This window comes from Photobacterium swingsii (genome assembly GCF_024346715.1).
In the GTDB taxonomy this organism is placed as follows: domain Bacteria; phylum Pseudomonadota; class Gammaproteobacteria; order Enterobacterales; family Vibrionaceae; genus Photobacterium; species Photobacterium swingsii.
In genome coordinates this window covers 2,999,750-3,026,550 of the sequence record NZ_AP024852.1, presented here as the reverse complement: position 1 = coordinate 3,026,550, position 26,801 = coordinate 2,999,750, and the positions used below count along the sequence as shown (strand labels likewise).

Sequence of the window (26,801 nt, the reverse complement as noted above, 5' to 3'; positions counted from 1 at the left end):
CACCAAAAGCTGTACGAGTTAATATATCCTAATAAATCAATCTCTTAACTTTTAGTCTTGGTGTGCTGTTTACTACTATTGAAAAGTGTTCAGCGCTAAGCTGATTATCGCTGTATTTGCTGTACGCGCTATTTTCTACTTGCTGTTTTGATCTACGTCTCGCCTGATTTGATGCATCTCTGTATGATGAACATATTGATTCTTAAGTAATAGATCCTGTAATGACCACACAGCCTGAATCCTCCCATGTCGACAGTGACCAACTGACTGAAATTGCGATTGCTTACTATCAAGAAGGCGCAACCCAAGAAGAGATCTCTAAAAAATTTGGGATGTCGCGTGCCAAAGTTGGCCGTTTATTACGCCGTGCACGTGATGAAGGTGTGGTTGAAATTACGGTCAAATATCACCCAGTATTTAGTGAGAAACTGGAGCAGCAGCTGGTAGAACGCTTTGGTTTGAAGCGCGCTCTGATAGCACTGGATCAACCCGATGATGAAAGCCAACGTCAGCAAGTGGCGAGCCTGATTTCAAGTTACCTTTCTTCGATTTTAACCGATGACATGGTGGTTACTGTAGGGCAAGGGCGTAACATTGCATCTATCGCAAATCATGTCGGTGTAGTGCCGCACCGTAAGTGCCGTTTTGTCTGTGGTATTGGTGGTACGCACCGCTCAGGTAACGCGATTAACGCTGACCATATTTGTCGTCAGCTGGCGAAGAAGTACGATGGGATTAGTGAGACCTTATATGCCCCTGCCTATGTGGAAGATATAACGGTAAAAGAAGCCTTCATGAAAAATGGTACGGTTAAAGAAACCCTAGACCGTGCTCGTCGCGCCGATGTCGCTTTGGTTGGTGTGGGTGATATGAACGAGAACAGCCACATGGTGAAGTTAGGCTGGTTTACGCCGCAAGAGATTGTTGAAGCACGGATCCGTAAAGGCGTAGTCGGTGATATTGCTGGTTATGATTTTTTTGATAGCCAAGGCAATAAAGCCGACACCATGATGAGCGATCGAGTGATTGGTCTGAGCATGGAAGAGCTACGTAATATTCCTACCGTGGTGGTGACGGCGGCAGAAAACAGTAAAGCGTTAGCCTTGTTAGGCGCGTTACGTTCAGGGGTCGTCGATGTGTTGGCAACCAGCGTGAGTAATGCCCTGACAATTTTGAACCTAGACCAACAAATGAAGTAATCTCCCTGAATTTCTCGGATACTTTTTGAAGCTGCCTCGTGCAGCTTTTTTAATGGGCGTGATCTAGGACTGCTATGCTATATCCAAGCGCCACGCTCAATTTGCGTGAACCACGGAGGGCGGCTTGTGTATCGATTAGTACTATTGTCATGCTTATTATTCAGCTTTGGATCCGTATCTTTGTCTGTTGTGGCCAGCCCGTGGGAAAAAGTTAGTGAACCCAGTAAAGGTGACTCTGAGTCCATTGGGACTTACAGCAATGGCTGTATGGCTGGCGGTGAAGCGCTCCCTCTGCAAGGTGATGGCTATCAAGTGATCCGCTCCCACCGTGGTCGCTACTATGGCCATCAAGAGATGATAGTGTTTCTGCAACAGCTCTCGAAACAAGTCAATGAACTCGAATTGGGTAATTTATTAGTCGGTGATATCGCGATGCCACGAGGTGGCCGCTTTTCTTCTGGTCATGCGAGTCATCAAACGGGTCTTGATGCCGATATTTGGTTAAAAATCACCGATAAACCACTTGATAAAAACGCCTTGGTTGAGGCGCAGCCGCTGCCTATGGTTCACATTAAAGATTATAAAATTAACAAAGCGAATTGGAGTGATAAGCAGGCATTGCTTGTGCAGTTAGCGGCTGCGGATGAACGGGTTGCACGGATATTTGTTCACCCAGTGATCAAAGAGCAATTGTGTAAACGCGAGTGGAAACAGCGCGATTGGCTACAAAAAGTCCGTCCATGGTGGGGACACTATTATCACTTTCATGTGCGTTTACATTGCCCCGAAGGCAGTGATAATTGTAAAGCACAAAAAGCGCCGCCAGCAGGTGATGGTTGTGGGGCTGAGCTTGCTTCCTGGAAACCCAAACCAAAAGTGAAATCGGACAAGAAAAAAACAGCGGCTAAAGCAACTGCAACAAATACAACCAAGAAAAAGAAACCCGTTAAGATACCGCCTGCGCAGTGCATGGCTTTATTAAAGTAGCGGCCCTTTCTTAGGTAACTTATTGATAAATAATTGATATAGCAGATACAAAAAAAGCGCCTAGCGGCGCTTTTTTGATCGAACCTATTTGTGCCTAACCGTGCCGGTTAGAAAGATTAGCCCTTAGGTTAATCCTTGGATAATCACAAACTTTTCGAGTAGCTCATCGTCAGTTTCAACGTGGTTAGGGTCAACGATAATACAGTTAGTGATAGGACACACTGACTGGCACGTTGGCTTGTCGTAGTGGCCTTTACACTCAGTGCAGAGGTCGACATCAATCTCATAGATTGAGTCGCCCATGGTGATCGCTTCGTTAGGGCACTCAGGATCACACATGTCGCAGTTAATGCATTTATCGGTAATTAATAACGCCATAACCTTGGATTAGCCGTTTTGTTGTGCGTGTGGGTTACGCGTGTCTTGACCTGAGTTTAGGTTACGCATTAGCAGACCAAACTCAAGATCCATGTCTTGTGGTACAGGGATGAAGACAAAGTGGCCGTTACCTTTTGCATCATCGATAACTTCAGACTTACGGTTTTCCATTGTTTCAAGGTTGAAGATAACGTTACCTTTTGGTGTCATTACTTCTAGGCTATCGCCAACAATGAATTTGTTCTTCACTTCAACTTCTGCAAGATCACCACGGCGTTTGCCTGTGAACTCACCAACAAACTGTTGAGAATCAGAAATTGAGTAGCCGTAGTCGTAGTTTTGGTACGCATCGTGAGTGTGACGACGAAGGAAACCTTCAGTGTAACCACGGTGTGCTAGGCTCTCTAGCGTACCCATTAGGCTTTCATCAAACTCTTTACCCGCTACTGCATCATCAATGGCTTTACGGTAAACCTGCGCAGTACGTGCACAGTAGTAGAAAGACTTAGTACGACCTTCGATTTTCAGTGAGTGAACACCCATCTTAGTCAAACGATCAACGTGCTGAACCGCGCGTAGGTCTTTTGAGTTCATGATGTAAGTGCCGTGCTCATCTTCAAATGCCGCCATTTTTTCTTCAGGGCGGTGGCTTTCGCTCAGTAGCACAACTTCATCTGTTGGTTTACCTAGACCAAGCGTGTTGTCTGGGCGCTCTTCTGCATCTTGCATTTGAACGGCAGCAGCGTCTTGTACTTCAACGATTTGACCTGCATCGTTTTCAGTCGCTTTTTCGGTTTTGTATTCCCAACGACAAGCGTTAGTACAAGTACCTTGGTTTGGATCGCGCTTATTGATGTAGCCAGACAGTAGACAGCGACCAGAGTACGCCATGCAAAGTGCACCGTGTACGAAAATTTCTAGTTCGGTATCTGGGCAGTTTTCGCGGATCTCTTCGATTTCTTCTAGTGATAGCTCACGAGAAAGGATCACACGCTCAACGCCTTGAGTAGACCAGAATTTAACGGTTGCCCAGTTTACTGCATTCGCCTGTACTGATAGGTGGATTGGCATTTCAGGGAAGCTTTCGCGAACCATCATGATAAGGCCTGGATCTGACATGATTAGGGCATCTGGGCCCATGTCGACGATAGGCTTAAGATCGCGAATAAAGGTTTTTAGTTTCGAGTTATGCGGCTGAATGTTACATACCACGTAAAGCTTTTTGCCTTGAGCATGGGCTTCATCGATACCGATTTTTAGGTTTTCGTGGTTGAATTCGTTGTTACGAACACGAAGACTGTAACGTGGTTGGCCAGCGTAGACGGCATCTGCGCCGTACGCGAACGCGTAACGCATGTTTTTAAGACTACCGGCAGGGGATAACAATTCAGGTTTAAACATAGCTCTATAATTCTCGTGTCTGATTGCAAATCAGGCCGCAATCACCTAGTGATGCGGAAGGAGGCGCGATTTTACTGTGAACTCGCCCACAAAGGCAATATAAGTATAGAAATGCGGCTAGATTTGGTGTGGTGTTGCGAAGTGTTATCAAGTAGAGGCGAGAGAGGAGGCTATTTGCGTGATTCACATCGTAAATAAAGAGCCATTGTTTGGATTAGAGGGGGCAGATAAAAAGAAGGCTACCACTGTGGGCAGCCTTGCTTAGATATTAACGTGGCGAGTACTTTACTCTTTGGCTTCTAAACCGCCAAGTACTTCAAATAGATTCGGTAAGAACGCCGAGAATTCACCGCACATCAGTGACAGATCAGCATCAATACGTGCTGCCACTTCTTCGCGGTCAATGTCTTCGTTTTCATCTTTTAATTCATCGCTGAATTTCAGACGTTTGACTGATAGATCGTCGCTAAGGATGAAGTCGATGCGATCTTGCCAGTTTAACGCTAGCTTAGTCACCAGCTTGTCTGCTTCAATGTGTGCCAGAATTTCATCACAGCTTAAATCTTGCTGTTTACAACGGATCACACCACCTTCTTCAAGCATGGCTTTAAATTCAGCTTCTTCACCGATAGTGAAACCGGTTGGGCTTGCATTTGAACGTACCCATTCTGTCATCGTCAGTTCTGCTGGTTTTTCTGGTGTTACAGGCACAACAGGCAGGCTACCAATAGACTTACGAAGCAGTGCTAGCATGTCTTCTGCTTTTTTGAAGCTACCTGCATCCACAATCACATAACCTTCTTTAGGCATGATCAGTGCGTAAGTTTGAGAGTGACGGCTGAAGGCGCGTGGCAGCAAGTCCATCACGATTTCATCTTTGATGGTGTCTTTTTCTGTTTTCTTCAGCTTACGACCAAGATCTTTTTCTTGCATCTCGATCTTGTTGTTCATTGATTCTTTAATCACTGAAGCTGGCAGCATTTTTTCTTCTTTGCGTGCACAAATCAGAATGTTGTCACCTGCAACATGGGTAAACATATCACCGTGTTTACCTAACGCGTGCGCCCAGCCAAATTTGTGTTGGTCTTGGCTTCCACAAGGTGTGAAGCGGAATTCTTCCAACTGCTTTTCAAGTTGATCTGGATTAAGGTCGATTTCGCGAGTAAAGCGATAGGTCAGTATGTTTTTAAACCACATCATGGCTGCTTCAAATCCTAGGTTGGGCATTAGGTTGCCAATCTTATTGTATTTCTGATTTGTTTGCTGTGGTTTTTAGCAAATTCCTTGGCTTATCGCTTTGCTCTTAAAGCCAGTAGGTTACAATCGACAGCAGTAAATCACTGGGTAGCGTGAATAAAATTGTTATGAAAATCCTCCACACTTCTGATTGGCATCTCGGCCATCAACTGCACGGGTATAGCCGTGACTATGAGCATCAAGCCTTTCTTGATTGGTTAGCTGATACCTTAGAGCAGCACCAAATTGATGCCTTATTGGTGGCAGGGGATATTTTCGATACCGCGAATCCACCGGCAAGTGCGTGGCGGATGCTTTATCGCTTTCTAGCGCGACTGGCGAAAAATATGCCGCAGCTTGATGTGGTCATGATAGGCGGTAACCATGATTCGCCAAGTAAACTGGATGCCCCTCATGAGCTGCTCAAAGCCTTTGATCTGCATATGGTCGGTGGGATCCATCGCCATGAAAACGGTGAGTTAGATTGTGATCGTATGTTGGTGCCATTGACTGATCACAGTGGTAAACAAACGGCTTGGGTGCTGGCAGTGCCATTTTTGCGCAGCGCAGATTTACGTACTGAAGCATTAGAAGACGATGATGACCGTTTGATCAAAGGCGTTGAAACTTTATATGCTGAAATGACAACGGCTGCTCGTGCCCGCTGTACCGAACAGCAAGCCTTAATTGGTATGGGGCACGCGTACATGGCGTCGGGCAAGTTGTCTGAAATGTCAGAGCGCCGCGTATTAGGTGGCAACCAGCATGCGCTACCAGCCTCTATTTTTGCCGATGATATTAGCTATGTCGCGTTGGGGCATTTACATCTAGCTCAGCGTGTTGCTAAGCAAGAGCATATTCGCTACAGCGGCTCACCATTGCCATTATCCATGTCGGAACGTGATTATAAACACCAAGTGGTGATCACTGAACTATCGGGTTCACAGGTGAGTGATATTGAACAAATCTTTATTCCACGTACGGTCGACATGCTCAAAGTACCCACCAAGCCAGCATCATTGGTTGAAGTGATTAGCGCGCTTAAAGCTCTTGAGGTTGACGCGCTACCACGCGAACAACAACCGTTCTTAGAAGTGCATGTGCTGCTGGATCAACCACAAGCTTTGCTGCGCGAGAAAGTGTTGCAAGCCTTAGAAGGCAAAGCGGTTCGTCTGGCCAAAATTACCCCGCATTATCAGCAAACCGAGCAGGAAAACCCGCTCAATCAGCGTCGATTGTCTGAAGTGTCGCCTCAGCAAGTGTTTGCCTTGAGCTGGGCGAAAAAGTACGACGGCGAGCCAAATACCGCCATGACCAGCGCGTTTGAATCTTTGCTGGTGCAAGTTGAAGAAAGCGATACGGTACAATAAGTCGGCTTGGGAATTAAACAATGAAAATATTAGCGTTACGTGGTGAGAACCTTGCCAGTCTTCAATCGAGCTTTGAAATTGATTTTGCCAATGGTCGTTTAGGCGATAGCGGCTTATTTGCGATCACGGGTAAAACAGGATCGGGTAAATCCACCTTGCTGGATGCCATTTGCTTAGCTATTTATGATCGTATTCCTCGCTTGCAAGCCAACAAAAAAAACGATGCCGAAATCGGTCGAGATAACGATAACAGCCGTATCAAAGCCAATGATGTCCGCAGCATTTTGTCGCGCGGTAAAGCCGAAGGTTTTGCCGAAGTGGACTTTGTTGCTAATGATGGCAGTTACTGGCGTGCACACTGGCATGTACGTCGTGCACGTGGCCGGGCTGATGGCCGTATTCAAGCCTCGGAACAGTGGCTCGAAAACATTGACACAGGCCAGCGTTTTGCAGGCAAAAAGCAAGAACTTCAAATTGAAATAGAGCGCTTGATTGGCCTGAGTTTCGAGCAGTTTCGTCGTGCTGTGATGCTGCCACAAGGGGAGTTTGCGGCTTTCCTAAAAGCGGGCGCCGATGAGCGTGCAGCGCTGTTAGAGCGTATGACGGGCGGTGAAATTTATGGCCGTTTGTCAGTCGCGGCTTACGAGCGGGCCCGTGAAGAAAAACAGCAGTTAGAACAGCTTCAAAAACAGCTGGGTGATATTGCGCTGTTATCTGATGAAGACAAGCAAGCGTTAAATGAACAACTGGCCGCTTTAAAACAAGCGCTCACCCAACTGAATACGAATATTCAAGTATTCAAGCAGCACCAACAAGCTGTGGTGTCTGAACAGCAATTGACGTTGCGGGTGAGTGCCACCAAAGAGCAGTTATTGGCAGCAACAGAACAACAAGAGGCAGCCAAGCCGCGTTATCAGCAACTCGAACAGATTGAAAAAGCCCAGCCCGCTCGCGGTGACTATGTCTTACTGCAACAAGTACAACAGCGTATTACCACCTTGGTTTCAGCTTTGACTAAGGCTGAGCTGAGTGTGAGTGAGCAACAAGGTCATGCAGATACTGTGCTGGCAACGGTTGAGCAAGCCAAGAAAGCGCTAGCGGATGTTGAACAAGCTTGGTTGCAACTTGAGCCGAAATTAAAAGAAGCGGCACGTTTTGATCAGCAGTTAGAGACACACCGCCAGCAACTAGCACAGCAACAAAAAGAGCAACAGCAACTTGCTAGTCAAGCGGCGGAGCAGCAGCAATTGTTGGCTGCCAATCAGCACCAGCAGCAAGAATTGCAGCAACGTCAGCAACAGTTGGCGATTTTCTTTGAGCAACAACAGATCATTAAGCAGGTATCGGCGCAATACGATGCGGTGCAGAGCAGTTTAAGCCAATATTTGGCAGCGCACCGTCAGTTGAGTAGTTTGAGTAAAGACAAACAGCAGATCGAAAAAGATCAGTTAGATCATCAAGCCCAGCAAGTGGCACTTGATCAGCAATTAACGGATCTTCAAGTGCAGCGCCAGCAAAGTGAAAGCCAATTAGCGGGGCTTGATTTTGATAAGCTAGCTGCTGAACAAGCGGCCGATCAGCAGCAATTACAGCACCATCAGCAAGCACTCGATGATGTGCGCAGCGGGATGGCAGCGCTGAGAGAAAGTGAAGGTTATCTGGCACAAATTGAAACGCGTTTTGATGAATACCAGCAGCAATGCCATGAACTGCAGAGTGCAGAGCAACGCTTGACGTTACTCCAGCCTGATATTGTAGGCTTGAAGCTCCGTCATCAAGAAGCTGATAGCATTTTGCAGCAAAGCCGCGCCGTTTTGAGTTTGAATGATTACCGCGCTCAGCTACAACCTGATGAGGCCTGCCCCTTGTGTGGGTCGCACGATCACCCGTATGCCAGTGATGAACCTCTGGTGGACAGTGTGCTCACCGTGCAAACACAAAATGTTGCCGCTTTGCAGCAGCAGTTACAACAGCTGGAAAGCGAAGCCCATGCATTGCAACTACAGCAACCGAAAATTCAGCAACGCATTAGCGAGTTAGGCCAGGAGCTAAAACGCCTGCAACCTTTGTGCACTGCACCGCTTGCTAAGCATGACACCCTGCTACAAACACTGAAAGCGGATGCTGCGGTATTTGCTTTGCAGCAGCTTGATGTCTTGAGTGAGGACCGCCCAAATCGTGCGGTACTGATCGAACAACAAAGTGTTTGGCAACAGCAGCAGGAAGCCTTACTTGAAGCGTATCAAGTGCTACAGCAAGGTGTAGCGCAGCGTCAAAGTCAAATGAATGGGGTGCGTCAGCAGCAGCAAATATTGCAAAACATTCAGCAGCAAGAAAGCGCATTAAAAGACACCCTAAGTCAGCACAACCAGCGTACGACTCAGTGGCAAGAACGTTTGAATTCACTGCAACAGCAAAGTGCTGTACAGCAAGAGATTTTACACGCCCGTGATAGTGCGTTAAACCATGTTTTTGGCAGTGATGAATGGCTACAACAACTGCGTCAGTACGGCGAAACTCAGTACCTTGAGCAGTTACAACAGGCTGTGGATCATTATCATCAACAGGTGCTGGCACAGGAACAGGCAGAGAAACAATTAAATGAACTCGCCCCTGTGCTTGCGACTCAAGCATTGGCATTGAAACAAGTGCAGGATGAGCAGCAACATATTGAAACTGTGCTAGAGCAGGGCAATCAAACTATAGCGCAGTTATGGCAACAACGTTGTGCGCTGATTGGTGAACAAGCTATTACGAGCTTGGAAGAAAGTCATAAGCTCTCGCTAGCGCAAAACCAAGCCAAATTAGCAGGTGCTGAAGCGCAGTTGCGCCAAGTACAAGACGCGTTAACCGCTGCTAATACTCATGTGGTGAATATCAAACAGCAACAGCTGGATGCAGATAAAGAGCATCAACATCATCAAGCCACATGGCAGCAATGGTTAGAAAAGCTGGTGGTTGATGAAGCCCAGTTGATTGGATTATTGAATAAAGATGAGCAATGGCTAAGCCAAGAGCGCCTTGCTCTAAAAGCCATTGAACAAGCCGTTTCGGCTGCGCAAACGTTATTGGTCGAACGTGAACAAGCCTTGGTTGAGCACCAACCTGTGCTACTGGCCGCGAAAGCTTGGTTTAGCGAGCATGAGTTTGCCGATGATCTTGCTCAGCAAGGCGAGCAACTCGCTGAGTGGGAAAACGAGAAATCAGCGCAAGAAGAGCAGGTGTTTCAGCTTCGTCAGCAAATAGAGCATGCTGACAAAGCCGAGCTGCAAGTGGGTAACCTCAAACAGAAGTTGATCACTCAGCAAGAACAAGCCGAGCTGTGGCTACAGATGAATGAGCTAATAGGCTCGGCGACCGGCAATAAGTTCCGCACCTTGGCACAAGGGTTAACTTTGCAGCAGCTGGTGGTATTGGCAAATGAACATTTGCACGACTTAGCGCCACGCTATGCGTTGCAACCAGTACCCAATAGCCCGCTGGCATTGCAAGTGATCGACCACGATATGGGGGATGAAGTCCGCAGTGTTGAATCCTTATCTGGTGGCGAAAGTTTCTTGGTCTCATTAGCCCTAGCATTAGCACTGGCTTCACTGGCAGCTGATACTCGTCAGCTTGGTTCACTCTTTATTGATGAAGGCTTTGGTACGCTCGACCCTGATAGCCTTGAAATGGCACTGGCTTGTTTGGATGCGCTGCAAGCTGATGGCCGTCAGATTGGCGTGATTTCTCACGTCGGCACCTTGGTGGAACGTATCGGTGTGCAAGTGGCGGTGGAAGCCATGGGCGGCGGTCGCAGTCAGATTGCAATTCGAGGATAGTTGCGATTTATTGTCTCTAATTGATTGATTTGTAAAGTAGCACTAGCAGGCTTGTTGGTGTTGCTTACATCATACAATTATTATTGAGAGGCTAAGCAAAGCTTTCATCGTGACGATGACTTTTATTACAGTAGGTCACAAAAGTGTCATAATTAACCCTGATAATGACGCCGACGACAGCAAACGACAATTAGGTAATAGATCACTATGGTAAGACGGATTCTTGTTGTAGAAGACGAAGCACCCATCCGCGAAATGCTGTGCTTTGTACTTGAGCAAAAAGGTTATCAAGCTATTGAAGCTGAAGACTATGACAGCGCGCTTGAAAAAATTTGTGAACCGTACCCTGAACTTATTCTGCTCGATTGGATGTTACCGGGTGGTTCGGGCATCAACCTCATCAAGCACCTCAAGCGTGATGAAATGACGCGCCAGATCCCGGTTGTTATGTTAACTGCCCGTGGTGAAGAAGAAGATAAAGTCCGTGGGTTAGAAGTCGGTGCCGACGACTACATCACTAAGCCTTTCTCACCGAAAGAGCTGATGGCACGTTTAAAAGCTGTGATGCGCCGTGTATCGCCAACGTCTTTGGATGACGTGATTGATGTCCATGGCTTGAAATTGGATCCTGTCTCTCACCGTGTGACGTCGAATGAAGCACCGTTAGACATGGGCCCAACTGAATTTAAAATGCTGCATTTCTTTATGACGCACCAAGAGCGTGTTTATAGCCGCGAGCAGTTGCTGAATAATGTATGGGGTACCAATGTATACGTAGAAGACCGCACGGTAGATGTGCATATTCGTCGCTTACGTAAAGCGTTAGAACCTGATGGTCACGATAAAATGGTACAGACAGTACGTGGTGCTGGTTACCGTTTTTCGACGCGCCTTTAGTCAATAATCACGAAGAGTAAATAGCCGCAAAGGGTAGATAGGGTTCAGTATTTATCTCGATGCGCGGTGTTGAGGTAAACATGGTTGAACGCTTGTCGTGGAAAAAAATGGTGTGGGAATTGTTGCTCATGTATTTGCCTTGGGTGGTACTCGGGCTAATTTTTGAGTCAATTTCTATGTCATGGTTTCTGCTTGTTGGTACATGGCTACAGTTGCTATGGCATTTTCATCATCAATTAAAAATGTCGAACTGGCTATGGAAAGAGCGTAGCTTGACCCCCCCTTCTGGCTCTGGCAGTTGGGAACCCTTGTTCAATGGTATCTACCGTCTGCAGCAACGTAATCGTCGCCGCCGTAAAGAGTTAGCCACTATTATTCGCCGTTTCCGTAATGGTGCTGAATCCCTACCTGATGCCGTGGTGGTGTTTCGTAGCGAAGGCAATATAGTGTGGTGCAATAAACTCGCCCAACATTTACTCGGTTTTCGTTGGCCTGATGATGCGGGGCAGCCAATCAGTAACTTGCTGCGTAGCCCTGATTTTGTTCGTTATCTTGCTAAACAAGAATTTGAACAACCGCTCGAAATTACCGCGCCTTTTAATTACGACCGAACCTTAGAATTGCGTATTATGCGTTACACCGAAGGTGAATACCTGATGGTGGTACGTGATGTGTCTCAGGTGAAGCAGCTTGAAGGTATGCGCCGTAACTTTTTCGCGAACGTATCTCATGAATTACGTACCCCTATGACAGTGCTACAAGGCTATCTTGAGATGTCGAAAGACCCAGAGATGCTAGCAGGCCCGATGTGGGGGAAAGCGCATGGGGTCATGACAGAGCAATTGGTTCGAATGAACTCGCTGGTGGAGCAGCTGCTCACCTTATCTAAAATTGAAGCTGCGCCGAACATTGAACTTGAAGAAGTGGTTAATGTCCCTGCGATGTTGGAAATTTTAGAAAAAGAAGCGGTATCACTAAGTGGTGATCGAGGCCATCATTTCACCTTTGATGTGGATAATAAGCTGCATGTCTTTGGCGATGATGATCAGCTGCGCAGTGCGATTTCAAACTTGGTTTATAATGCCGTTAAACACACCCCGAATGATGCAGCGATTACCGTACGCTGGTATCAATCGTCAGAAGGGCCTCGTCTAGAGGTGACGGATAGCGGTGATGGTATTGAGCTACAGCATATTCACCGTTTGACCGAGCGTTTTTATCGCGTAGACAAAGCGCGTTCTCGTGAAACTGGTGGCAGTGGTTTAGGGTTAGCGATTGTTAAACATGCCTTGAGTCACCATGATTCGCAGTTAGAGATCACCAGTGAAGTGGGAGAGGGCTCGACCTTCGCCTTTACCCTACCAAGCCGATTGGCTTCACAGGCGGCATAGCTATTAAACCTAGGTATTAAACATTAGGTACGAGAAATTAAGTCTTAAAATTTGTCGTAATTATAGAGCGATCACCCTGTGATCGCTTTTGTCGTTTCATTGGAGAGGTTGGAGCTGAGAAATGAAAGCTAATGCTAACAGGCTTGCGAAGCTGATAACACGCACAGGTGTGATTGCATGTTGCAGCATGGTGCTGAATGCATACGCATCGACTGTGGATCAAACCTTATCTGTATCTACCCAATCTCAGGCTCAAAAAACACCGTCGAGTTTGTCTCCAGAACAAGTCGCGAGGCTGCAACAACTGCCTCGTTATCAGCGCGTGACAGGGATCTCGGGCAACTTATCGTCTGTGGGATCTGACACGCTTGCCAACCTCATGACCTACTGGACCGAAGAATATAAGCGTCTTTATCCTAATGTGAATATCCAAGTACAGGCGGCAGGTTCATCCACTGCGCCGACCGCATTAACGGAAGCGACGGCGCAGCTAGGGCCAATGAGTCGGATGATGAAAGCACGTGAAGTGGAAGCTTTTGAGCAGGAATATGGCTATAAGCCGACCTCCATCCGCGTGGCCATTGATGCACTGGCGGTGTTTGTCCATGAAGATAATCCCCTCCAAGGGATCAATTTTGAGCAGTTAGACGCCGTGTATTCAAGAACCCTACGTTGCGGGGCGACTCAGCCCATAGAGCGTTGGTCACAGCTAGGGCTAACAGGCCGCTGGGCGGATAGGCCCCTGCAATTGTTTGGTCGTAACTCGGTGTCGGGTACCTATGGTTATTTCAAAAAGCGCGCCTTGTGCCACGGTGATTTTCGCAATAACGTGAATGAGCAGCCGGGCTCGGCATCTGTGGTGCAGTCCGTGTCCACCTCGTTAAATGCGATTGGCTATTCGGGGATTGGTTATCAAACCACAGGGATCCGGGCTATCCCAGTTGCGCGAGAGGGTACCGATTATGTCGAAGCGACAGTCGCTAATTCAGTCTCGGGAGCTTACCCGCTTGCGCGCTATTTATATATTTATGTGAATAAGCATCCGACTCAGCCTTTAGCACCAATGGAAGCGGAATTCTTCCGTTTTATCTTGTCGCAGCAAGGGCAGCAAGTGGTAGAGAAAGACGGTTATATTCCGGTTCCCGCTCATGTGGTACTTGAGGATCTCGCACGCTTGGGGCTTGTTAACGCTCATTAACAAGCCTTCGAATAAATAACGCCCGCTCAGGAGTATGCTGAGCGGGCGATATTGCTTTGTTTATCGGTATCGTTGCGCAGGGTTGGGCGAGTTTGGCTCTAATCATCCTCGTTAGCGAGTGGTGTGATGTTTAGCTCCCAGCCCACTTTACGCCAGTACTCTTGCTCCTTGCGTAAATCGGCAGCCAGCAGCTTGTTGTCTTGCTCCCAGTCTTCTTCAAGTGTCAGGGTCCATGCTTCTTTATTCGAGGTGACGGCTATTTGGGGGAGAGCGATGTCAGTTCGCTGACCGTTAAGTGCGACGGCAAGACGCAGGGTACGGATCAGAGGGTAAAGGTGCTTACGTTTGTAAATACTCAATACAGGCATGTCTTCCAGCTTGAGTGACTTACGCTGAAAGCGAACCAAGGTGGCCAGTACGGTTTGCTGCTCAAGGTTAAACCCTGGCATAGTACTGTGACGAAGCAAGTAAGCCGAATGGCGGTGAAAGCCGGGGTAACTAATGCTCAGGCCAACTTCATGAAGTAACGCGCCCCAACTCAATAGAGGCTGTAATTCTGATTTCGCTAAGCCAGGGTGAGCTTCGATTTGGTCGTAAATGGTTTCCGCAGTGTGCTTCACCCGCTCCGCTTGGGCGGTATCGACATTGTATTGTTGCGCCATTGCTTCTGCGGTGCGAGTGCGAATATCGCTGTGACGAAAGCGCTCTTCCATCTCGTACAGCAAGCCTTCGCGCAATGCCCCGTCAGAGAAAATCATTTCATCGATATTGAGTGATTTAAACACCCCACTGAGAATAGCAACGCCAGCTGCAAACACAGGTTTCCGATCCTCGCTGAGCCCCTCAAGTGCAATATCATCGGTATGTTTAAACGACAATAATTGATCTTCTATCCATTGCAGGCGTTTTGCTGTGATCACGCCATCGCTATGGCCTTTAGCAATCAAGACTTCTCGAATGGCTTTGATGGTGCCCGACGAGCCAATGGCCGTTTGCCAGCCTCGCTTTTGGTATTTGGTCGCAATACTTTCAATTTTTTGTTGAGCCGCTAATTGTGCAGCATTGAAGTTTTTGGCGCTGATTTTGCCTTTTTTGAAGTGATGCTGATTATAGCTGACGCACCCCATATGCTTGCTGTAGGCCAATTGTGGGGTGAAGTTATCGCCTATGACCAATTCGGTACTACCACCACCAATATCAACGACTAACTTCTGACCGCTATCAGGTTGGGTATGAGCGACGCCTAAATAAATTAAACGGGCTTCCTCGGTCCCAGGAATGATCTCAATTGGGTAGGGAATTATGGTTTCAGCACGCTTGAGGAAAATATGGACATTACGTGCCTGACGTAGGGTATAAGTGGCAGCAATGCGGACATTTTCAGGATCAAAGCCTTGTAGCCGTTCTGCAAACATGGCTAAACAATTTAAGCCACGTTGAATGGCGGCTTGGTTTAAGTTCAGGTGATCATCAAGCCCCGAGGCGAGGTGAACCCGCAGCTTATGGCGGCTGATGATTTGCAAGCTTTGCCCGACGATGCGAGCAACGACCATGTGAAAGCTGTTCGAGCCAATATCAATGGCGGCAATTTCACGCGGTGACGAGTGGTTGAGTGCTGTCATGCTTGATTATCGCTTTTTCTGCTTGTTTTTTGAGTTGCCGTTCGCTGTATTTCAGGTATTCGTAAATGGCCATCTGAGAGCGAACTTTACGTCGGTTACCGCGAGCGACATATTGATTACTCATGTCTTTATCAAGAATACGCGCTTTTACGGTATCAGTGAGTTGGATTTGGAGAATATCGATGATTTTTTTCTTCAATATGGGATCGTAAATTGGGCAACCGACCTCAATTCGGTTGTCGATATTACGTGTCATCCAATCGGCTGATGAAATGATCACGTCGGGATCGCCATTGTTGGCAAAGATGGCCACCCTTGGGTGCTCTAAGAAACGATCGATAATGCTAATGGCACGGATATTTTCACTGATCCCTTTAATACCAGGTACTAAGGTGCACATGCCTCGCACAATTAAATCTACTGATACACCCGCATTGCTGGCTTGATACAACATATTGATGAGCCCTTTATCGACCAAGTTATTGACCTTTAAAGTGATGCTGGCTGGTAGTTGTTGTTTGGCGTGGGCTATCTCGCGATCAATCAAATCGTATAGGCGAGCACGTGAGTTTTTAGGTGATACGATCAGGTGTTCAAATTCGATCGGGCGGTATGGGTTCTCGATATAGGCAAAGACTTGGCGAACTTCGTTGGTGATATCTTCATCGCAGGTGAACAAAGAGAAATCGGTATAAATACGCGCAGTTTTTTCGTGGAAGTTGCCTGTTCCAAGGTGCGCATAACGCACGAATTGATCAGCTTCTTTACGCGTAACTAAGCACAGTTTGGAGTGGATCTTCAGCCCTGGTACACCAAATAAAACGTGTACGCCAGCTTCGCGTAAGCGGCGTGCCCATTCAATATTGGCCTCTTCATCAAAGCGCGCTTGCAGTTCAACCACCACGGTGACGCGTTTACCGTTGTTGGCGGCATCGATCATTGAATCGATGATCCGTGAGTTTTTCGCTACTCGGTAAATGTTGATTTTGATGCTGCGGACCTTTGGATCAAACGAGGCTTGGCGAACAAACTCCGTCATATGATTGAAGGTGTGGTACGGGTAGTGCAGCAAAATGTCTTGTGCTTTTATCGCATCAAAACTATTGCGTGATTGCGCAAAATGGAAGCTTTCTATTTGTGGCAGTGGTTTGTTTTCTAGGTATTTTCGACCAACATTTGGAAAGCCAATGAAGTCTTTGAAGTTATGGTAACGCCCACCAGGAATAATACTGTCGAAGTTCGATACTTTGAGCAGATCACTGAGTACGTTGATCATATCGCTCGGCATGTCTCGTTGGTAAACAAAACGCACTGGCATGGCGGTTAAGCGTTGTTTTAAGCCTTCCGACATTTGTTCCAGTAAGCTTTGTTCAAGCTCTTGCCCTAAATCATATTCAGCATCGCGAGTCATTTTCATGGAATAGGCTGCGAGGCTTTCGTATTCGAATAAGCCACAGAAAATATCATCAAGGAAAAAACGAATAATGTTATCGAGCAACATCAGTGTTTTTCGACGTTTTCCTTTGGCTTCAGGTAATTCAATAAAACGCGGTAGTTGATCGGTCGGGATTTCGATCAGCGCATAACGGGTTTGGTTATGGTGGCGCATTTCAATGGTAAGGTAAGAGTACTCATCTTTTAAAAATTGCAGTAAATCAATATCATCCGTGATCAAGATCGGCGTGATGTGCGGTAAGATATTGTGACGAAAATAGCGACGAAGCCAAGGTTTTTGGTGGTCATCAATTTGCTGATCGTTGACTAAAAAAATATGGCGGCGTGCCATTTCTAGCAATATTTCACTGTAAAGTGCATCGAAATCTTGATTCATTTTGAGTGCACGGCTTTGAATCTTACTGAGCAGATGTTTAGCGCCGTCATCAATGCCTTGTTCTTGATTGATCAGGATACGACGCTTGATGTCGGAAAAGCGGACTTTGTAAAACTCATCTGTGTTGCTTGAGAAAATACCTAAAAAACGAACCCTCTCTATCAGTGGAACTGATTTGTCAGCGGCTTCTTGCAATACGCGCTCGTTAAATGAAAGCCAGCTCAGTTCTTTATCAAGATAGAGAGTGTCAGTGCTCATGAAAGTCCTATTGTTCGCTGTTGCCGATTAAGTCAGAGTTAACTCGCGATGAGGTTCTCGTCAAAGTCTACGGTGAGATCATCGGCAAGATTTTCTAACTCTTGTTGTACTGTGTCGAGTTCTAGGGTTGCTGGTAGCTCTAGATCAAAATGGGCGGTGAAAATAGGGTAACCCCAGTTAGGAGCGCTCTGGGTTTCAGTTGCTAATTTGTCGATATTGACACCGAGTTGACTCAGCAGAGTTGTCACATCTTTGATGATGCCAGGGCGATCATTCGCAGTGACACAACAGTGATGTAATTGTGCGACTGGATGGGTTTCATTTTGTTCTTCAACAATCTGGATCTGAAGTGCATCGATTTGAGATAATGCCGAACGTAAAATCGCAACATGCTGTGAGGCGACTTCAATATGAAGGATCCCCGCAAATTGGCCTGCAAGTTTACTGAGGCTGCTACTCAACCAGTTACCATGATTGCTGTATACCGCATCGGAAAGTTGTTCAACTAAGCCTGGACGATCTTTGCCAATGACAGTAATCACTAAATGCTTCATACGAATATCCTTCTTCGATTAAAAAATGCACATAACTTCATTATCAGAGGCGAGTCAGGATCTGTCCAGAATGGTGAAGAAAGACCTTGGTGAAATATGGCAAAGGTCTAACTTTAAGTGTGTTGGTGCATAGCGCTACCTAAAGGTATTGGTGCTAATGAATAAGCTCATACTTAAGCATGGCAACTGTGGCTTTTCAGGCGATTAAGTTAGCACCAGAGTACAACGGCCAGTGTAAGCACCAACTATTGCAATTTCATGTCAGTACAGTGGCATATAACATGCTGAAAATGACAGACTTTATGCATCTCAGATTGACTTGTCACATAATTGTCATCTAAAAGAAATAGTATTCTATTACGTAAAAATAGGTTAGAGGTAAAAATGGCAGACGCCAGCACATTGTTCATCGGAGAAAGCCGCAGCCGTCGATTAAAAGACAAGATGGTGCGTATGGGCGTAATCGCTGGTGGGATCTCTGTGTTGATAATGCTGGTCTTGATTTTTTTCTACCTGCTGTACGTCATTTTACCTAGCTTTAAACCTGTTACGGTTGAACCACAAACATCCTTTGTGGTGCCAACTCAAGATCGTACTTTAGCGATCGGTATTGAAGAGCAGAACTTGTTGGCTTATCGCTTTGGCAGTGATGGCACGCTACAGTTTGTTTCTTTACTGCCTTCCTCATCAGAAGCTTTGTCTGATGAGGCGCAAAAAAATATTTCAATTGTTACTCAACCGACGGCCTTTGCATCGTCATTACCGCGTGATCAACTGTTTGCTTTCGGCACTGCTGATGGTGGTGTGCTTGTGGTGAGCCCGAATATCAAAACGCATTTTACGGGTAGCACGAAGCTGCAAGTCCCGAGTGTGGATTACCCGCTGGGCCAAGCCCCATTACAGCTAGATCCTAATGCTCAGCCACTGGTGCAATTAGCCCTAGCAGTGCAACGGCAACAAGGGGTCATTGTAGGGGTAACCGCTGATCAGCGTTTAGTTGGGGTGCGCTTGTCTGCGCCGCGCAATGCATTGCAACAAAAAGTGTCGCAATGGTCAGCGCAAGCTATCGATTTTTCTGGGTTACCTATAACGACGCTGCAAGATATTCAGCGCATGGCACTAACACCTGATGGGCACACTTTGTATCTACAATATGCTCGTCAACTGGCTGTTATTGCGTTGGATAAAGCGTCGGATAAGACCTATGCACGATTACGCGATATGGTGACGGTTGCCGATGAATCCACCACCATCACGGACTTTAATTTGTTATCGGGGGCCAATTCCCTTTTAATCACCACGGATAATCAGCACGTATCGCAATGGTTTGAAGTGTTGAAAGATGGTCAGTGGTCGCTCACTCATATTCGAGATTTCCCCTTGTCTGATAGTCCTGTGACCCAGTTAGCCCCTGAGCACTTTCGGAAAAGCTTTTTGACTTGGCAGCAAGATGGCACCTTGTCGGCTTTTTATGCAACGGCGAAAGAGCCTGTGTTTCAGTCAAAAAAGGTGATGACATCGTTTTCACCGTCTGCTTCGGAGATTGCTATCTCGCCGCGTGCGGATCGACTTTTGGTGGTGGAAGATGATAACTGGCAGATTTTTGATATCGATAACCCTCACCCTGAAATGAGCTTTGCTTCATTGTGGCAGCAGGTGTGGTACGAAGGGTATCCCGAGCCTGATTATGTGTGGCAATCAACCTCGGCCAGTGATGAGTTTGAACCCAAATTTAGCTTAGTGCCGATTGTGTTTGGTACTCTGAAAGCCGCCTTATATGCGATGTTTTTTGCCATTCCTTTGGCATTAGCTGGCGCGATTTATACTGCGTATTTCATGTCATCGAAAATGCGCAGCATAGTAAAACCAACGGTTGAAATCATGGAAGCCCTTCCGACGGTGATTCTGGGCTTCTTAGCGGGTATTTGGCTGGCGCCTATCGTCGAGAGTAACTTGGTTGGCATTATGCTCAGCATAGTGATGTTCCCGCTTATGATTTTTATGGTAGGGGCGATATGGTCAGCTTTACCTGATCGCTGGGTCAATGGTTTGCCAAATGGACTGCATATCTTATTGCTTATGCCCATTATTGTACTCACTGTATATGGTTGCTTTTCGCTTGGCCCTTGGGTTGAAAGTCTTTGGTTTGCAGGTGATGCGCGGATTTTCTTAAGTAATGAGTTAGGAATTGGTTACGATCAGCGTAACGCGCTGGTGGTCGGTATTGCGATGGGCTTTGCGGTTATTCCAACTATTTTTTCGATCGCAGAAGATGCTATTTTTTCAGTTCCCGGTCATTTAACCAGTGGCTCGTTGGCGCTTGGAGCAACCCATTGGCAAACCCTGACTCGTGTGGTGCTACTCACTGCCAGTCCCGGGATCTTTTCAGCCATTATGATGGGGCTTGGGCGAGCGGTTGGTGAAACCATGATTGTGTTAATGGCAACAGGTAATACTCCGATCATGGATTGGAATGTGCTGGAAGGGTTACGGACATTATCAGCTACGATTGCGATTGAAATGCCAGAGTCTGAAGTCGGGAGTTCACACTATCGGGTGCTGTTCCTCGCCGCTTTTGTACTGTTTGTGTTTACGTTTTTCTTTAACACCATCGCAGAGCTCGTGCGCCAACGTTTACGCGATAAATACAGTTCACTGTAAAACAGGATTGAGCAAAGAATGAGAATGCATGGGTAAGTGGTTTAAATCTGGTTCGCCGTGGATTTGGTTAACGGCTGGCGCAGTGAGCTTAAGCTTGATTACGGTATTAGGGCTATTGTTGTTAATTGGCTGGAAGGGGCTTAGCTACTTCTGGCCTGCGCCTGTTTATCAGTTTGATATCAGCGTCAATGGCAAAGCGCAGACCGTGATTGGGGAAGTCTACGAACGTAAAATGATCCCGCTTACTCAATTGCAAGATGCAGGGATCGATACCTCGGCAATGTCAGACACCCATGAACCGCGCTATCTCATCAAAGTGGGTAACCGTGAGCGCGTTGGGCTCGATTTCATGACCATTCTTGGTAGTCAAATCAAACAGCAAACCCTCGCTGATGATATTGCAGTGATAGATCGCGATAAAAATGGCAAGTTCTATGGTTACCCTGTCAGCTATATTGATGATGGTAAGGTGCTACCGATCAGTGAGCTGACCGCTGGGTTGGCGCAAGCAGAAGTGATTCGCCAAGAACTAGAACGCATTAAGCAAGAAGAGTTTAGCCATATTAATTGGCAGCTTGAGAACTTACGGGTTGAAGAGCGTAAGCAAGTACTTGCGAAAACCATGACAGAGGCGGAGCAAGCACGCATCAATACAGAGCGTGAGGCGCTCAATCAAGCGTACTTAGTGTTAGAAAAACACTTGTTTTCTCTACAGGCTCGGCTGGAAACCGATGCCTTGATTGTGCGGGATATGACGGGGGAAGATGTTACCTTGCCGCTTGAGCAGGTGCTGGATGTTTGGTACCCCAATAACCTCAGTTATGTTGGTAAATTAGAGCACTGGGTGCATCAGGTCGGTAAATTTTTGCGTGATGACCCGCGTGAAGCTAACACCGAAGGCGGTGTTTTCCCCGCTATTTTTGGCACCGTTTTTATGGTGATGCTAATGAGCGTGATTGTGACGCCATTAGGTGTAATGGCAGCGATTTATCTTCACGAATACGCAGGCAAAAATGCGCTCACTAAAATTATTCGAGTCGCAGTGATCAACCTCGCGGGTGTGCCATCGATTGTGTACGGTGTGTTTGGTTTGGGGTTCTTTGTTTACATGGTGGGTGGCACGATTGATGATGTCTTCTTCTCTGCCCAGTTACCTGCGCCTACATTTGGTACGCCGGGTGTGTTGTGGTCGGCGCTGACTTTGGCGATCCTGACTTTGCCTGTCGTTATTGTCTCGACAGAAGAGGGGTTGGCCCGTATTCCTAATTCGGTGCGTCATGGCTCGTTGGCATTGGGGGCGACGCAAGCAGAAACCTTGTGGCGGATCGTATTACCTATGGCTAGCCCAGCTATTATGACGGGCTTAATTTTGGCGGTTGCCCGTGCAGCTGGCGAGGTTGCACCTTTGATGTTAGTCGGGGTGGTGAAAATGGCACCGACATTGCCAATTGATGGTAATTTTCCTTATGTACACTTAGATCGTAAGTTCATGCACCTTGGCTATCATATTTATGATGTGGGCTTTCAAAGTCCGAATGTTGAGGCGGCAAGACCCTTGGTATATGCCACCTCCTTTTTATTGGTGACGGTGATCATTGGCTTGAACTTAACAGCGATTGGTATTCGTAATCACCTGCGTGAGAAATTCCGCTCTTTGGAACAATAGCGAGAGAGATATGTTGTCAGTAAATCCAAGCATAGGCTTATTTGAGCCACTCGATTTAGCCTCGTTACCTGAAGAGCAAACAGCGCTATCGATTGAAAACCTCGATTTATATTATGGCCAAACGCAGGCGTTATTTAATATCAATATGCGGATTGCGAAAGGGCAAGTGACATCCTTTATCGGCCCTTCTGGCTGTGGAAAGTCAACGCTACTACGCTGTATTAATCGGATGAATGAGCTGGTGGAAGGCTGCCGCGTTGACGGTAAAGTGATCCTCCATAATCACAATATCTACGATAGTCGCGTCGATGTGGCTTCACTGCGCCGTCGTGTTGGCATGGTATTCCAACGACCTAACCCGTTCCCTAAATCCATTTATGAAAATGTGATTTACGGGCTGCGTTTACAAGGAATTAAAGACCGTCGTGTATTAGACGATGCCGTTGAAAATTCACTGCGTGGCGCGGCCTTGTGGGATGAAGTGAAAGATCGCTTACATGAAAATGCCTTTGGCTTATCGGGCGGCCAGCAACAACGATTAGTGATTGCCCGTGCAATTGCCATAGAGCCTGAAGTCTTACTATTGGATGAGCCAACCTCGGCATTGGACCCGATTTCGACCCTGACGATTGAAGAGTTGATCAACGATCTAAAAAACAAATATACCGTTATTATCGTCACCCATAACATGCAACAAGCAGCGCGTGTTTCCGATCAAACGGCTTTTATGCACATGGGAGAGTTGGTGGAATACGCCAATACCAACGATATTTTTACGACACCAAAAGAAAAAAGTACCGAAGACTACATCACTGGACGCTACGGTTAAGGAGCAATAAATGTTAGATAATTTTAGCCTTGGCCGTCATATTTCAGGTCAATTTAATGCTGAGCTTGAGAGTATTCGTACCCATGTATTAGCCATGGGCGGCCTGGTCGAGCAGCAACTGGCTGATTCACTTAAAGCATTGCATAAGCAAGATGCGGAATTGGCTAAGCGGGTAATTCGAGATGATCACAAAGTGAATTCTATGGAAGTGGCGATCGATGAAGCTTGCACTCGCATTATTGCGAAACGCCAGCCAACGGCCAGTGATTTACGTTTGGTGATTGCGATTATTAAGACCATTACCGATCTTGAGCGAATTGGTGATGTAGCTGAGAGCATTGCTAAGGTCGCGCTTGAGAACTTTACCAACAAACAATATAGCTTGCTGGTATCGTTAGAAGCCTTAGGATTGCATGCGGTACGTATGTTACACGAGGTACTCGATGCCTTTGCGCGTATGGATGTCAAAGCGGCGATTAAAGTGTATCAAGATGACGATCGTATTGATCGTGAATACGAAGCGGTTGTGCGTCAATTGATGACTTATATGATGGAAGATCCTCGATCGATCCCTAACGTACTTAAAGTGATGTGGTCAGCCCGCTCGATTGAACGTGTCGGCGATCGCTGCCAAAACATTTGCGAATACATTATTTACTTTGTGAAAGGTAAAGATGTTCGCCATACCTCGCCAGAGGAAATCGAAGATATTTTGAAGCTTAACTAGTGATTGGGTTATTACGTTGGGTTAGCAGTTCGCTGACTAACCCCATCACCCATAAGGTGAGTGGCTCTTTACTGTTTTTATTGGGGTAGAAAGCCACGAGTTCGTATTGATTGGAGTAGCGATCGAGTTTGACAGTAATCTTTCTAAAATCTGGGTGGGAATGTGAAAACAGATCACTCACACATGGAAACAGCATGTCGGTTTCTTTTACCACTTCTAATACAGTCTGCGCGGATGTTGAGCGAAAACAAATGTTTGCGGGTAACCCATACAGCGCAAAGATCTTTTCAACATCGGTAATTTGCTCGGTTCTATCTGGGATGATAAGGCAAGCAAATCCATACTGTGCGGCTTCTGTGGGGGTAATAACCGATCCGCGATAAGGATGATTTTCTCGCACAAACACCAGCGCTTCTCCTTTCATGAGCTCTTTTCTGACTAATTCTTTACTTGTATTTTCTATATCGTAATTGATACCCAGCAGTGTTTCGCCTTGGTGAATATCCATTAATGTGGTTGTTGACCAATTAAGGATTTCCACTCGAAGTTGAGGTGCAGCTTGATGGATCTTCAAAAAGAGCTCACTGCCAATAGAGGCGAGAAATTGCGGGGCAAGGGCGATACGTATTTTCCCATCAAGCTCAGCAGGGGTGAATGTCAGAGTGATATTCAGTGCCTTTGATAGGCTATCCATCGCAGGTTGTAAGTGGTGGTAAAGCTCTTCAGCGTAAGGCGTTGCGCTTAAGCCCTGCTTGGTTTTGGTAAAGAGTTGATCATCAAAATGGTTTCGCAGCCGTTGTAGTGCATGGCTAACAGCGGGCTGAGTGACAAACAGGCGTTCAGCCGCTTTACGCAAGTTTTGCTCTTGAGCAATAATAATGAAAGTGCGTAGTAGGTTTAAATCTAAATTCGCCGACAGATCCTTTGCCATGTTTTTCCTAACCATCCAGCTGTGTTATTTCAAATTATCACAGTGGCTTGGGAATGCTAGCGTTATGGCTCAATACTTTATTTGTTAAAGCGATCAGGCACAAAGGTTTGTTGATCGAGTGGGGCACGAACATAACCATCTTTATTGACTTCGGGAAGGTCAATATCGGGGTAACTCAAGGTTTGATATGGGATATGTGCCAAGAGGTGAGAGATGCAGTTAATGCGGGCTTTCTTTTTACTGTCGGCATCCACCACCCACCATGGGCTTTGTTTTGTATCTGTATAGGCAAACATACGATCTTTTGCTGCAGAGTATTCAGCCCAGCGATTACGTGACTCTAAGTCCATAGGGCTGAACTTCCAGCGCTTAATTGGCGTATTGATACGCTCTAGAAACCGTTTTTCTTGTTCTTCGTCAGACACTGAAAACCAATATTTTAACAGTATAATGCCAGAACGCTGCAGCATACGTTCGAACTCGGGACATGATCGTAAGAACTCTTCGTATTCCTCTTCATTACAAAACCCCATGACTTTTTCAACCCCAGCGCGGTTGTACCAACTGCGATCAAAGAGCACCATTTCACCAGCTGCTGGTAGGTGCGCAACATAGCGTTGAAAGTACCACTGTGTTTTCTCTTTTTCAGTGGGCTGAGGTAAAGCAACAACACGACAAATACGAGGGTTGAGTTTTTCGGTAATACGCTTAATGACACCACCTTTTCCTGCCGCGTCTCGCCCTTCAAAGATAACCACGACTTTCATGCCTGAGTGTTTTATCCACTCTTGCAGTTTTACCAATTCAACTTGAAGTCGCTCAAGCTCGGTCGCGTAGTCTTTCTTTTTTAATTTATCAGCAGAATCGGTGAGAGCTGGGGTCATGCATCCTTCCTTGGTCGCAACAGTAGGTGGCCTTATTGAGCTTAGCGCAATACGAACCTTTTGATGGGTTAAGCCTGTTGGATCTGCGCTACCACGGCTTTTATTTTTTCCACCGAAGTGACAGGAATCGCAAAGTCATCCACATTGGCGTTGCCCATGTGTGCTGATGCATCAATATGTTGCATTAAGCTTGGACGAGTGCTTTTTCCCGATAGATGGATTTCATGGACGCCCGTTTGTTTGATGATTGACGCTGCGTTATCGGCTGTTACACCAGCGCCCGGCATGATACTGAACTGGTCGCCATAATGCTTAACGCAGTGTTCCACCATACGTTTAATCATGGTGATACCTTCAGGAGCACTCGGTGCCAATCCAGAGGTAAGTACACGCTCACAGCCTGCTTGCATGACAGTATCTAATGCAGCAAAGGGGTCGGCACATTGGTCGATAGCGCGGTGGAAAGTAACACCTAGCGTGCCTGCTTGTTTCATCAAGGCGTGAAGAATATCGCGATCAACATGACCATCACAGGTTAGCGCACCCACAACAATGCCTTGTAGTTGCGCGTGCTTAGCGGCATGAATATCCGCTAGCATGATTTCTACATCGTCGCTTGAGAATAAGAAATCCCCTTGGCGTGGACGAATCATGGCATAGACAGGAATTGTGGCATGTTTTGCGGCGAGCTGCATGAATCCAGCACTGGGTGTTAAGCCCCCAAGCGCAAGTGATGAGCAAAGTTCAATACGGGTAGCGCCGCCTTGTTGGGCGTAGTGTAGGGATTCTAAATTATCAATACAGACTTCGAGTTGCATGGTGATCTATCAACAAAGGATGGAGGTCACTAGAGTCTAATATAAATTATGTATGGAAGCTGAATTAGCCGATATTTTTGCGGGGATAGAAACGAAAAAGGGCCCGGTGCGTCCGGGCCTCATTCTATTTTTGCCTGTTGGC

At 46.6% G+C, this 26,801-nt stretch carries 20 protein-coding genes; 11 read left to right on the top strand and 9 right to left on the bottom strand.

Annotated elements, in window-relative coordinates; genetic code table 11:
• Positions 1-221: 221 nt before the first annotated feature.
• Entirely contained in the window at positions 222-1,199 is a 978-nt protein-coding gene (locus OCU77_RS13715; RefSeq protein WP_048898072.1) for a sugar-binding transcriptional regulator, read from the top strand.
• Positions 1,200-1,325: 126 nt separating this feature from the next.
• On the top strand, positions 1,326-2,186 hold the full coding sequence (gene mepA, locus OCU77_RS13710) for a penicillin-insensitive murein endopeptidase (RefSeq protein ID WP_084711740.1): 861 nt from the start codon (positions 1,326-1,328) through the stop codon (positions 2,184-2,186).
• Between the two features lie 123 nt (positions 2,187-2,309).
• Here mepA and OCU77_RS13705 read toward each other — a convergent pair whose 3' ends face one another.
• The 3 genes from OCU77_RS13705 to rdgC all read right to left on the bottom strand — a co-directional run bounded on the left by OCU77_RS13705 (position 2,310) and on the right by rdgC (position 5,162).
• A complete protein-coding gene (locus OCU77_RS13705) occupies positions 2,310-2,564 on the bottom strand; it encodes a YfhL family 4Fe-4S dicluster ferredoxin (protein ID WP_048898073.1) in 255 nt (84 codons plus the stop codon).
• 9 nt (positions 2,565-2,573) lie between these two features.
• Positions 2,574-3,965 carry a prephenate-dependent tRNA uridine(34) hydroxylase TrhP gene (gene trhP, locus OCU77_RS13700; RefSeq protein ID WP_048898074.1) on the bottom strand — a complete coding sequence of 464 codons (1,392 nt, stop codon included), beginning with the start codon at positions 3,963-3,965 and terminating at the stop codon, positions 2,574-2,576.
• A 285-nt stretch (positions 3,966-4,250) separates the two neighbouring features.
• Complete coding sequence (gene rdgC, locus OCU77_RS13695; protein ID WP_193391647.1) at positions 4,251-5,162, bottom strand: recombination-associated protein RdgC; 912 nt, start codon at positions 5,160-5,162, stop codon at positions 4,251-4,253.
• A 167-nt stretch (positions 5,163-5,329) separates the two neighbouring features.
• Here rdgC and OCU77_RS13690 point away from each other — a divergent pair, with 167 nt between their 5' ends.
• The 5 genes from OCU77_RS13690 (at position 5,330) to OCU77_RS13670 (ending at position 13,878) form a co-directional block, all read left to right on the top strand.
• A complete protein-coding gene (locus tag OCU77_RS13690) occupies positions 5,330-6,571 on the top strand; it encodes an exonuclease SbcCD subunit D C-terminal domain-containing protein (RefSeq protein WP_048898220.1) in 1,242 nt (413 codons plus the stop codon).
• Between the two features lie 20 nt (positions 6,572-6,591).
• Positions 6,592-10,392: an AAA family ATPase gene (locus tag OCU77_RS13685; RefSeq protein WP_048898075.1), complete on the top strand. Its 3,801-nt coding sequence runs from the start codon at positions 6,592-6,594 to the stop codon at positions 10,390-10,392.
• A gap of 207 nt (positions 10,393-10,599) precedes the next feature.
• Positions 10,600-11,289: a phosphate regulon transcriptional regulator PhoB gene (gene phoB / locus OCU77_RS13680; protein ID WP_048898076.1), complete on the top strand. Its 690-nt coding sequence runs from the start codon at positions 10,600-10,602 to the stop codon at positions 11,287-11,289.
• 80 nt (positions 11,290-11,369) lie between these two features.
• Entirely contained in the window at positions 11,370-12,680 is a 1,311-nt protein-coding gene (gene phoR / locus OCU77_RS13675; protein WP_048898221.1) for a phosphate regulon sensor histidine kinase PhoR, read from the top strand.
• Positions 12,681-12,867: 187 nt separating this feature from the next.
• The gene (locus OCU77_RS13670) at positions 12,868-13,878 is read left to right on the top strand and encodes a PstS family phosphate ABC transporter substrate-binding protein (protein WP_084711749.1); all 1,011 of its coding nucleotides are present in this window, start codon (positions 12,868-12,870) and stop codon (positions 13,876-13,878) included.
• A gap of 98 nt (positions 13,879-13,976) precedes the next feature.
• Here OCU77_RS13670 and ppx read toward each other — a convergent pair whose 3' ends face one another.
• Genes ppx through OCU77_RS13655 form a run of 3 tightly spaced genes read right to left on the bottom strand, consistent with a single transcriptional unit; the run spans position 13,977 to position 18,143 of the window.
• Positions 13,977-15,500: an exopolyphosphatase gene (gene ppx / locus OCU77_RS13665; RefSeq protein ID WP_048898077.1), complete on the bottom strand. Its 1,524-nt coding sequence runs from the start codon at positions 15,498-15,500 to the stop codon at positions 13,977-13,979.
• On the bottom strand, positions 15,469-17,589 hold the full coding sequence (ppk1, locus tag OCU77_RS13660) for a polyphosphate kinase 1 (RefSeq protein ID WP_107302780.1): 2,121 nt from the start codon (positions 17,587-17,589) through the stop codon (positions 15,469-15,471). The genes ppx and ppk1 overlap by 32 nt, the downstream gene beginning before the upstream one ends.
• Positions 17,590-17,627: 38 nt before the next feature.
• The gene (locus OCU77_RS13655) at positions 17,628-18,143 is read right to left on the bottom strand and encodes a glycine cleavage system protein R (protein ID WP_048898078.1); all 516 of its coding nucleotides are present in this window, start codon (positions 18,141-18,143) and stop codon (positions 17,628-17,630) included.
• A gap of 384 nt (positions 18,144-18,527) precedes the next feature.
• Between OCU77_RS13655 and OCU77_RS13650 the strand changes: the two genes are divergently transcribed.
• Genes OCU77_RS13650 through phoU form a run of 4 tightly spaced genes read left to right on the top strand, consistent with a single transcriptional unit; the run spans position 18,528 to position 24,026 of the window.
• Entirely contained in the window at positions 18,528-20,804 is a 2,277-nt protein-coding gene (locus tag OCU77_RS13650; RefSeq protein ID WP_048898079.1) for an ABC transporter permease subunit, read from the top strand.
• Between the two features lie 28 nt (positions 20,805-20,832).
• The gene (gene pstA, locus OCU77_RS13645) at positions 20,833-22,470 is read left to right on the top strand and encodes a phosphate ABC transporter permease PstA (RefSeq protein WP_048898080.1); all 1,638 of its coding nucleotides are present in this window, start codon (positions 20,833-20,835) and stop codon (positions 22,468-22,470) included.
• A 10-nt stretch (positions 22,471-22,480) separates the two neighbouring features.
• On the top strand, positions 22,481-23,299 hold the full coding sequence (gene pstB, locus OCU77_RS13640; RefSeq protein WP_048898081.1) for a phosphate ABC transporter ATP-binding protein PstB: 819 nt from the start codon (positions 22,481-22,483) through the stop codon (positions 23,297-23,299).
• Between the two features lie 10 nt (positions 23,300-23,309).
• Positions 23,310-24,026, top strand: a complete 717-nt coding sequence (gene phoU, locus OCU77_RS13635) for a phosphate signaling complex protein PhoU (protein WP_048898082.1) — start codon at positions 23,310-23,312, stop codon at positions 24,024-24,026.
• On the opposite strand, the gene OCU77_RS13630 is transcribed toward phoU, so the two are convergent.
• From OCU77_RS13630 to OCU77_RS13620, 3 genes are all read right to left on the bottom strand, one after another.
• Positions 24,019-24,957, bottom strand: coding sequence for a LysR family transcriptional regulator (locus OCU77_RS13630; protein ID WP_048898083.1), 939 nt, complete (start codon positions 24,955-24,957; stop codon positions 24,019-24,021). The two genes, phoU and OCU77_RS13630, sit on opposite strands and share 8 nt — an antisense overlap.
• 77 nt (positions 24,958-25,034) lie before the next feature.
• Entirely contained in the window at positions 25,035-25,841 is an 807-nt protein-coding gene (ppk2, locus tag OCU77_RS13625) for a polyphosphate kinase 2 (RefSeq protein WP_048898084.1), read from the bottom strand.
• Between the two features lie 68 nt (positions 25,842-25,909).
• Complete coding sequence (locus OCU77_RS13620; protein ID WP_048898085.1) at positions 25,910-26,665, bottom strand: copper homeostasis protein CutC; 756 nt, start codon at positions 26,663-26,665, stop codon at positions 25,910-25,912.
• Between the last annotated feature and the right edge of the window lie 136 nt (positions 26,666-26,801).

Coding starts and splice junctions, on each gene's coding strand:
- OCU77_RS13650 (WP_048898079.1), top strand. CDS start 18,528: ATGGCAGACGCCAGCACATTGTTCATCGGAGAAAGCCGCAGCCGTCGA.
- OCU77_RS13670 (WP_084711749.1), top strand. CDS start 12,868: ATGGTGCTGAATGCATACGCATCGACTGTGGATCAAACCTTATCTGTA.
- OCU77_RS13705 (WP_048898073.1), bottom strand. CDS start 2,564: ATGGCGTTATTAATTACCGATAAATGCATTAACTGCGACATGTGTGAT.
- ppx (WP_048898077.1), bottom strand. CDS start 15,500: ATGACAGCACTCAACCACTCGTCACCGCGTGAAATTGCCGCCATTGAT.
- OCU77_RS13685 (WP_048898075.1), top strand. CDS start 6,592: ATGAAAATATTAGCGTTACGTGGTGAGAACCTTGCCAGTCTTCAATCG.
- trhP (WP_048898074.1), bottom strand. CDS start 3,965: ATGTTTAAACCTGAATTGTTATCCCCTGCCGGTAGTCTTAAAAACATG.
- OCU77_RS13715 (WP_048898072.1), top strand. CDS start 222: ATGACCACACAGCCTGAATCCTCCCATGTCGACAGTGACCAACTGACT.
- rdgC (WP_193391647.1), bottom strand. CDS start 5,162: ATGTGGTTTAAAAACATACTGACCTATCGCTTTACTCGCGAAATCGAC.
- ppk2 (WP_048898084.1), bottom strand. CDS start 25,841: ATGACCCCAGCTCTCACCGATTCTGCTGATAAATTAAAAAAGAAAGAC.
- OCU77_RS13690 (WP_048898220.1), top strand. CDS start 5,330: ATGAAAATCCTCCACACTTCTGATTGGCATCTCGGCCATCAACTGCAC.
- ppk1 (WP_107302780.1), bottom strand. CDS start 17,589: ATGAGCACTGACACTCTCTATCTTGATAAAGAACTGAGCTGGCTTTCA.
- phoR (WP_048898221.1), top strand. CDS start 11,370: ATGGTTGAACGCTTGTCGTGGAAAAAAATGGTGTGGGAATTGTTGCTC.
- pstA (WP_048898080.1), top strand. CDS start 20,833: ATGGGTAAGTGGTTTAAATCTGGTTCGCCGTGGATTTGGTTAACGGCT.
- phoU (WP_048898082.1), top strand. CDS start 23,310: ATGTTAGATAATTTTAGCCTTGGCCGTCATATTTCAGGTCAATTTAAT.
- OCU77_RS13630 (WP_048898083.1), bottom strand. CDS start 24,957: ATGGCAAAGGATCTGTCGGCGAATTTAGATTTAAACCTACTACGCACT.
- OCU77_RS13655 (WP_048898078.1), bottom strand. CDS start 18,143: ATGAAGCATTTAGTGATTACTGTCATTGGCAAAGATCGTCCAGGCTTA.
- phoB (WP_048898076.1), top strand. CDS start 10,600: ATGGTAAGACGGATTCTTGTTGTAGAAGACGAAGCACCCATCCGCGAA.
- pstB (WP_048898081.1), top strand. CDS start 22,481: ATGTTGTCAGTAAATCCAAGCATAGGCTTATTTGAGCCACTCGATTTA.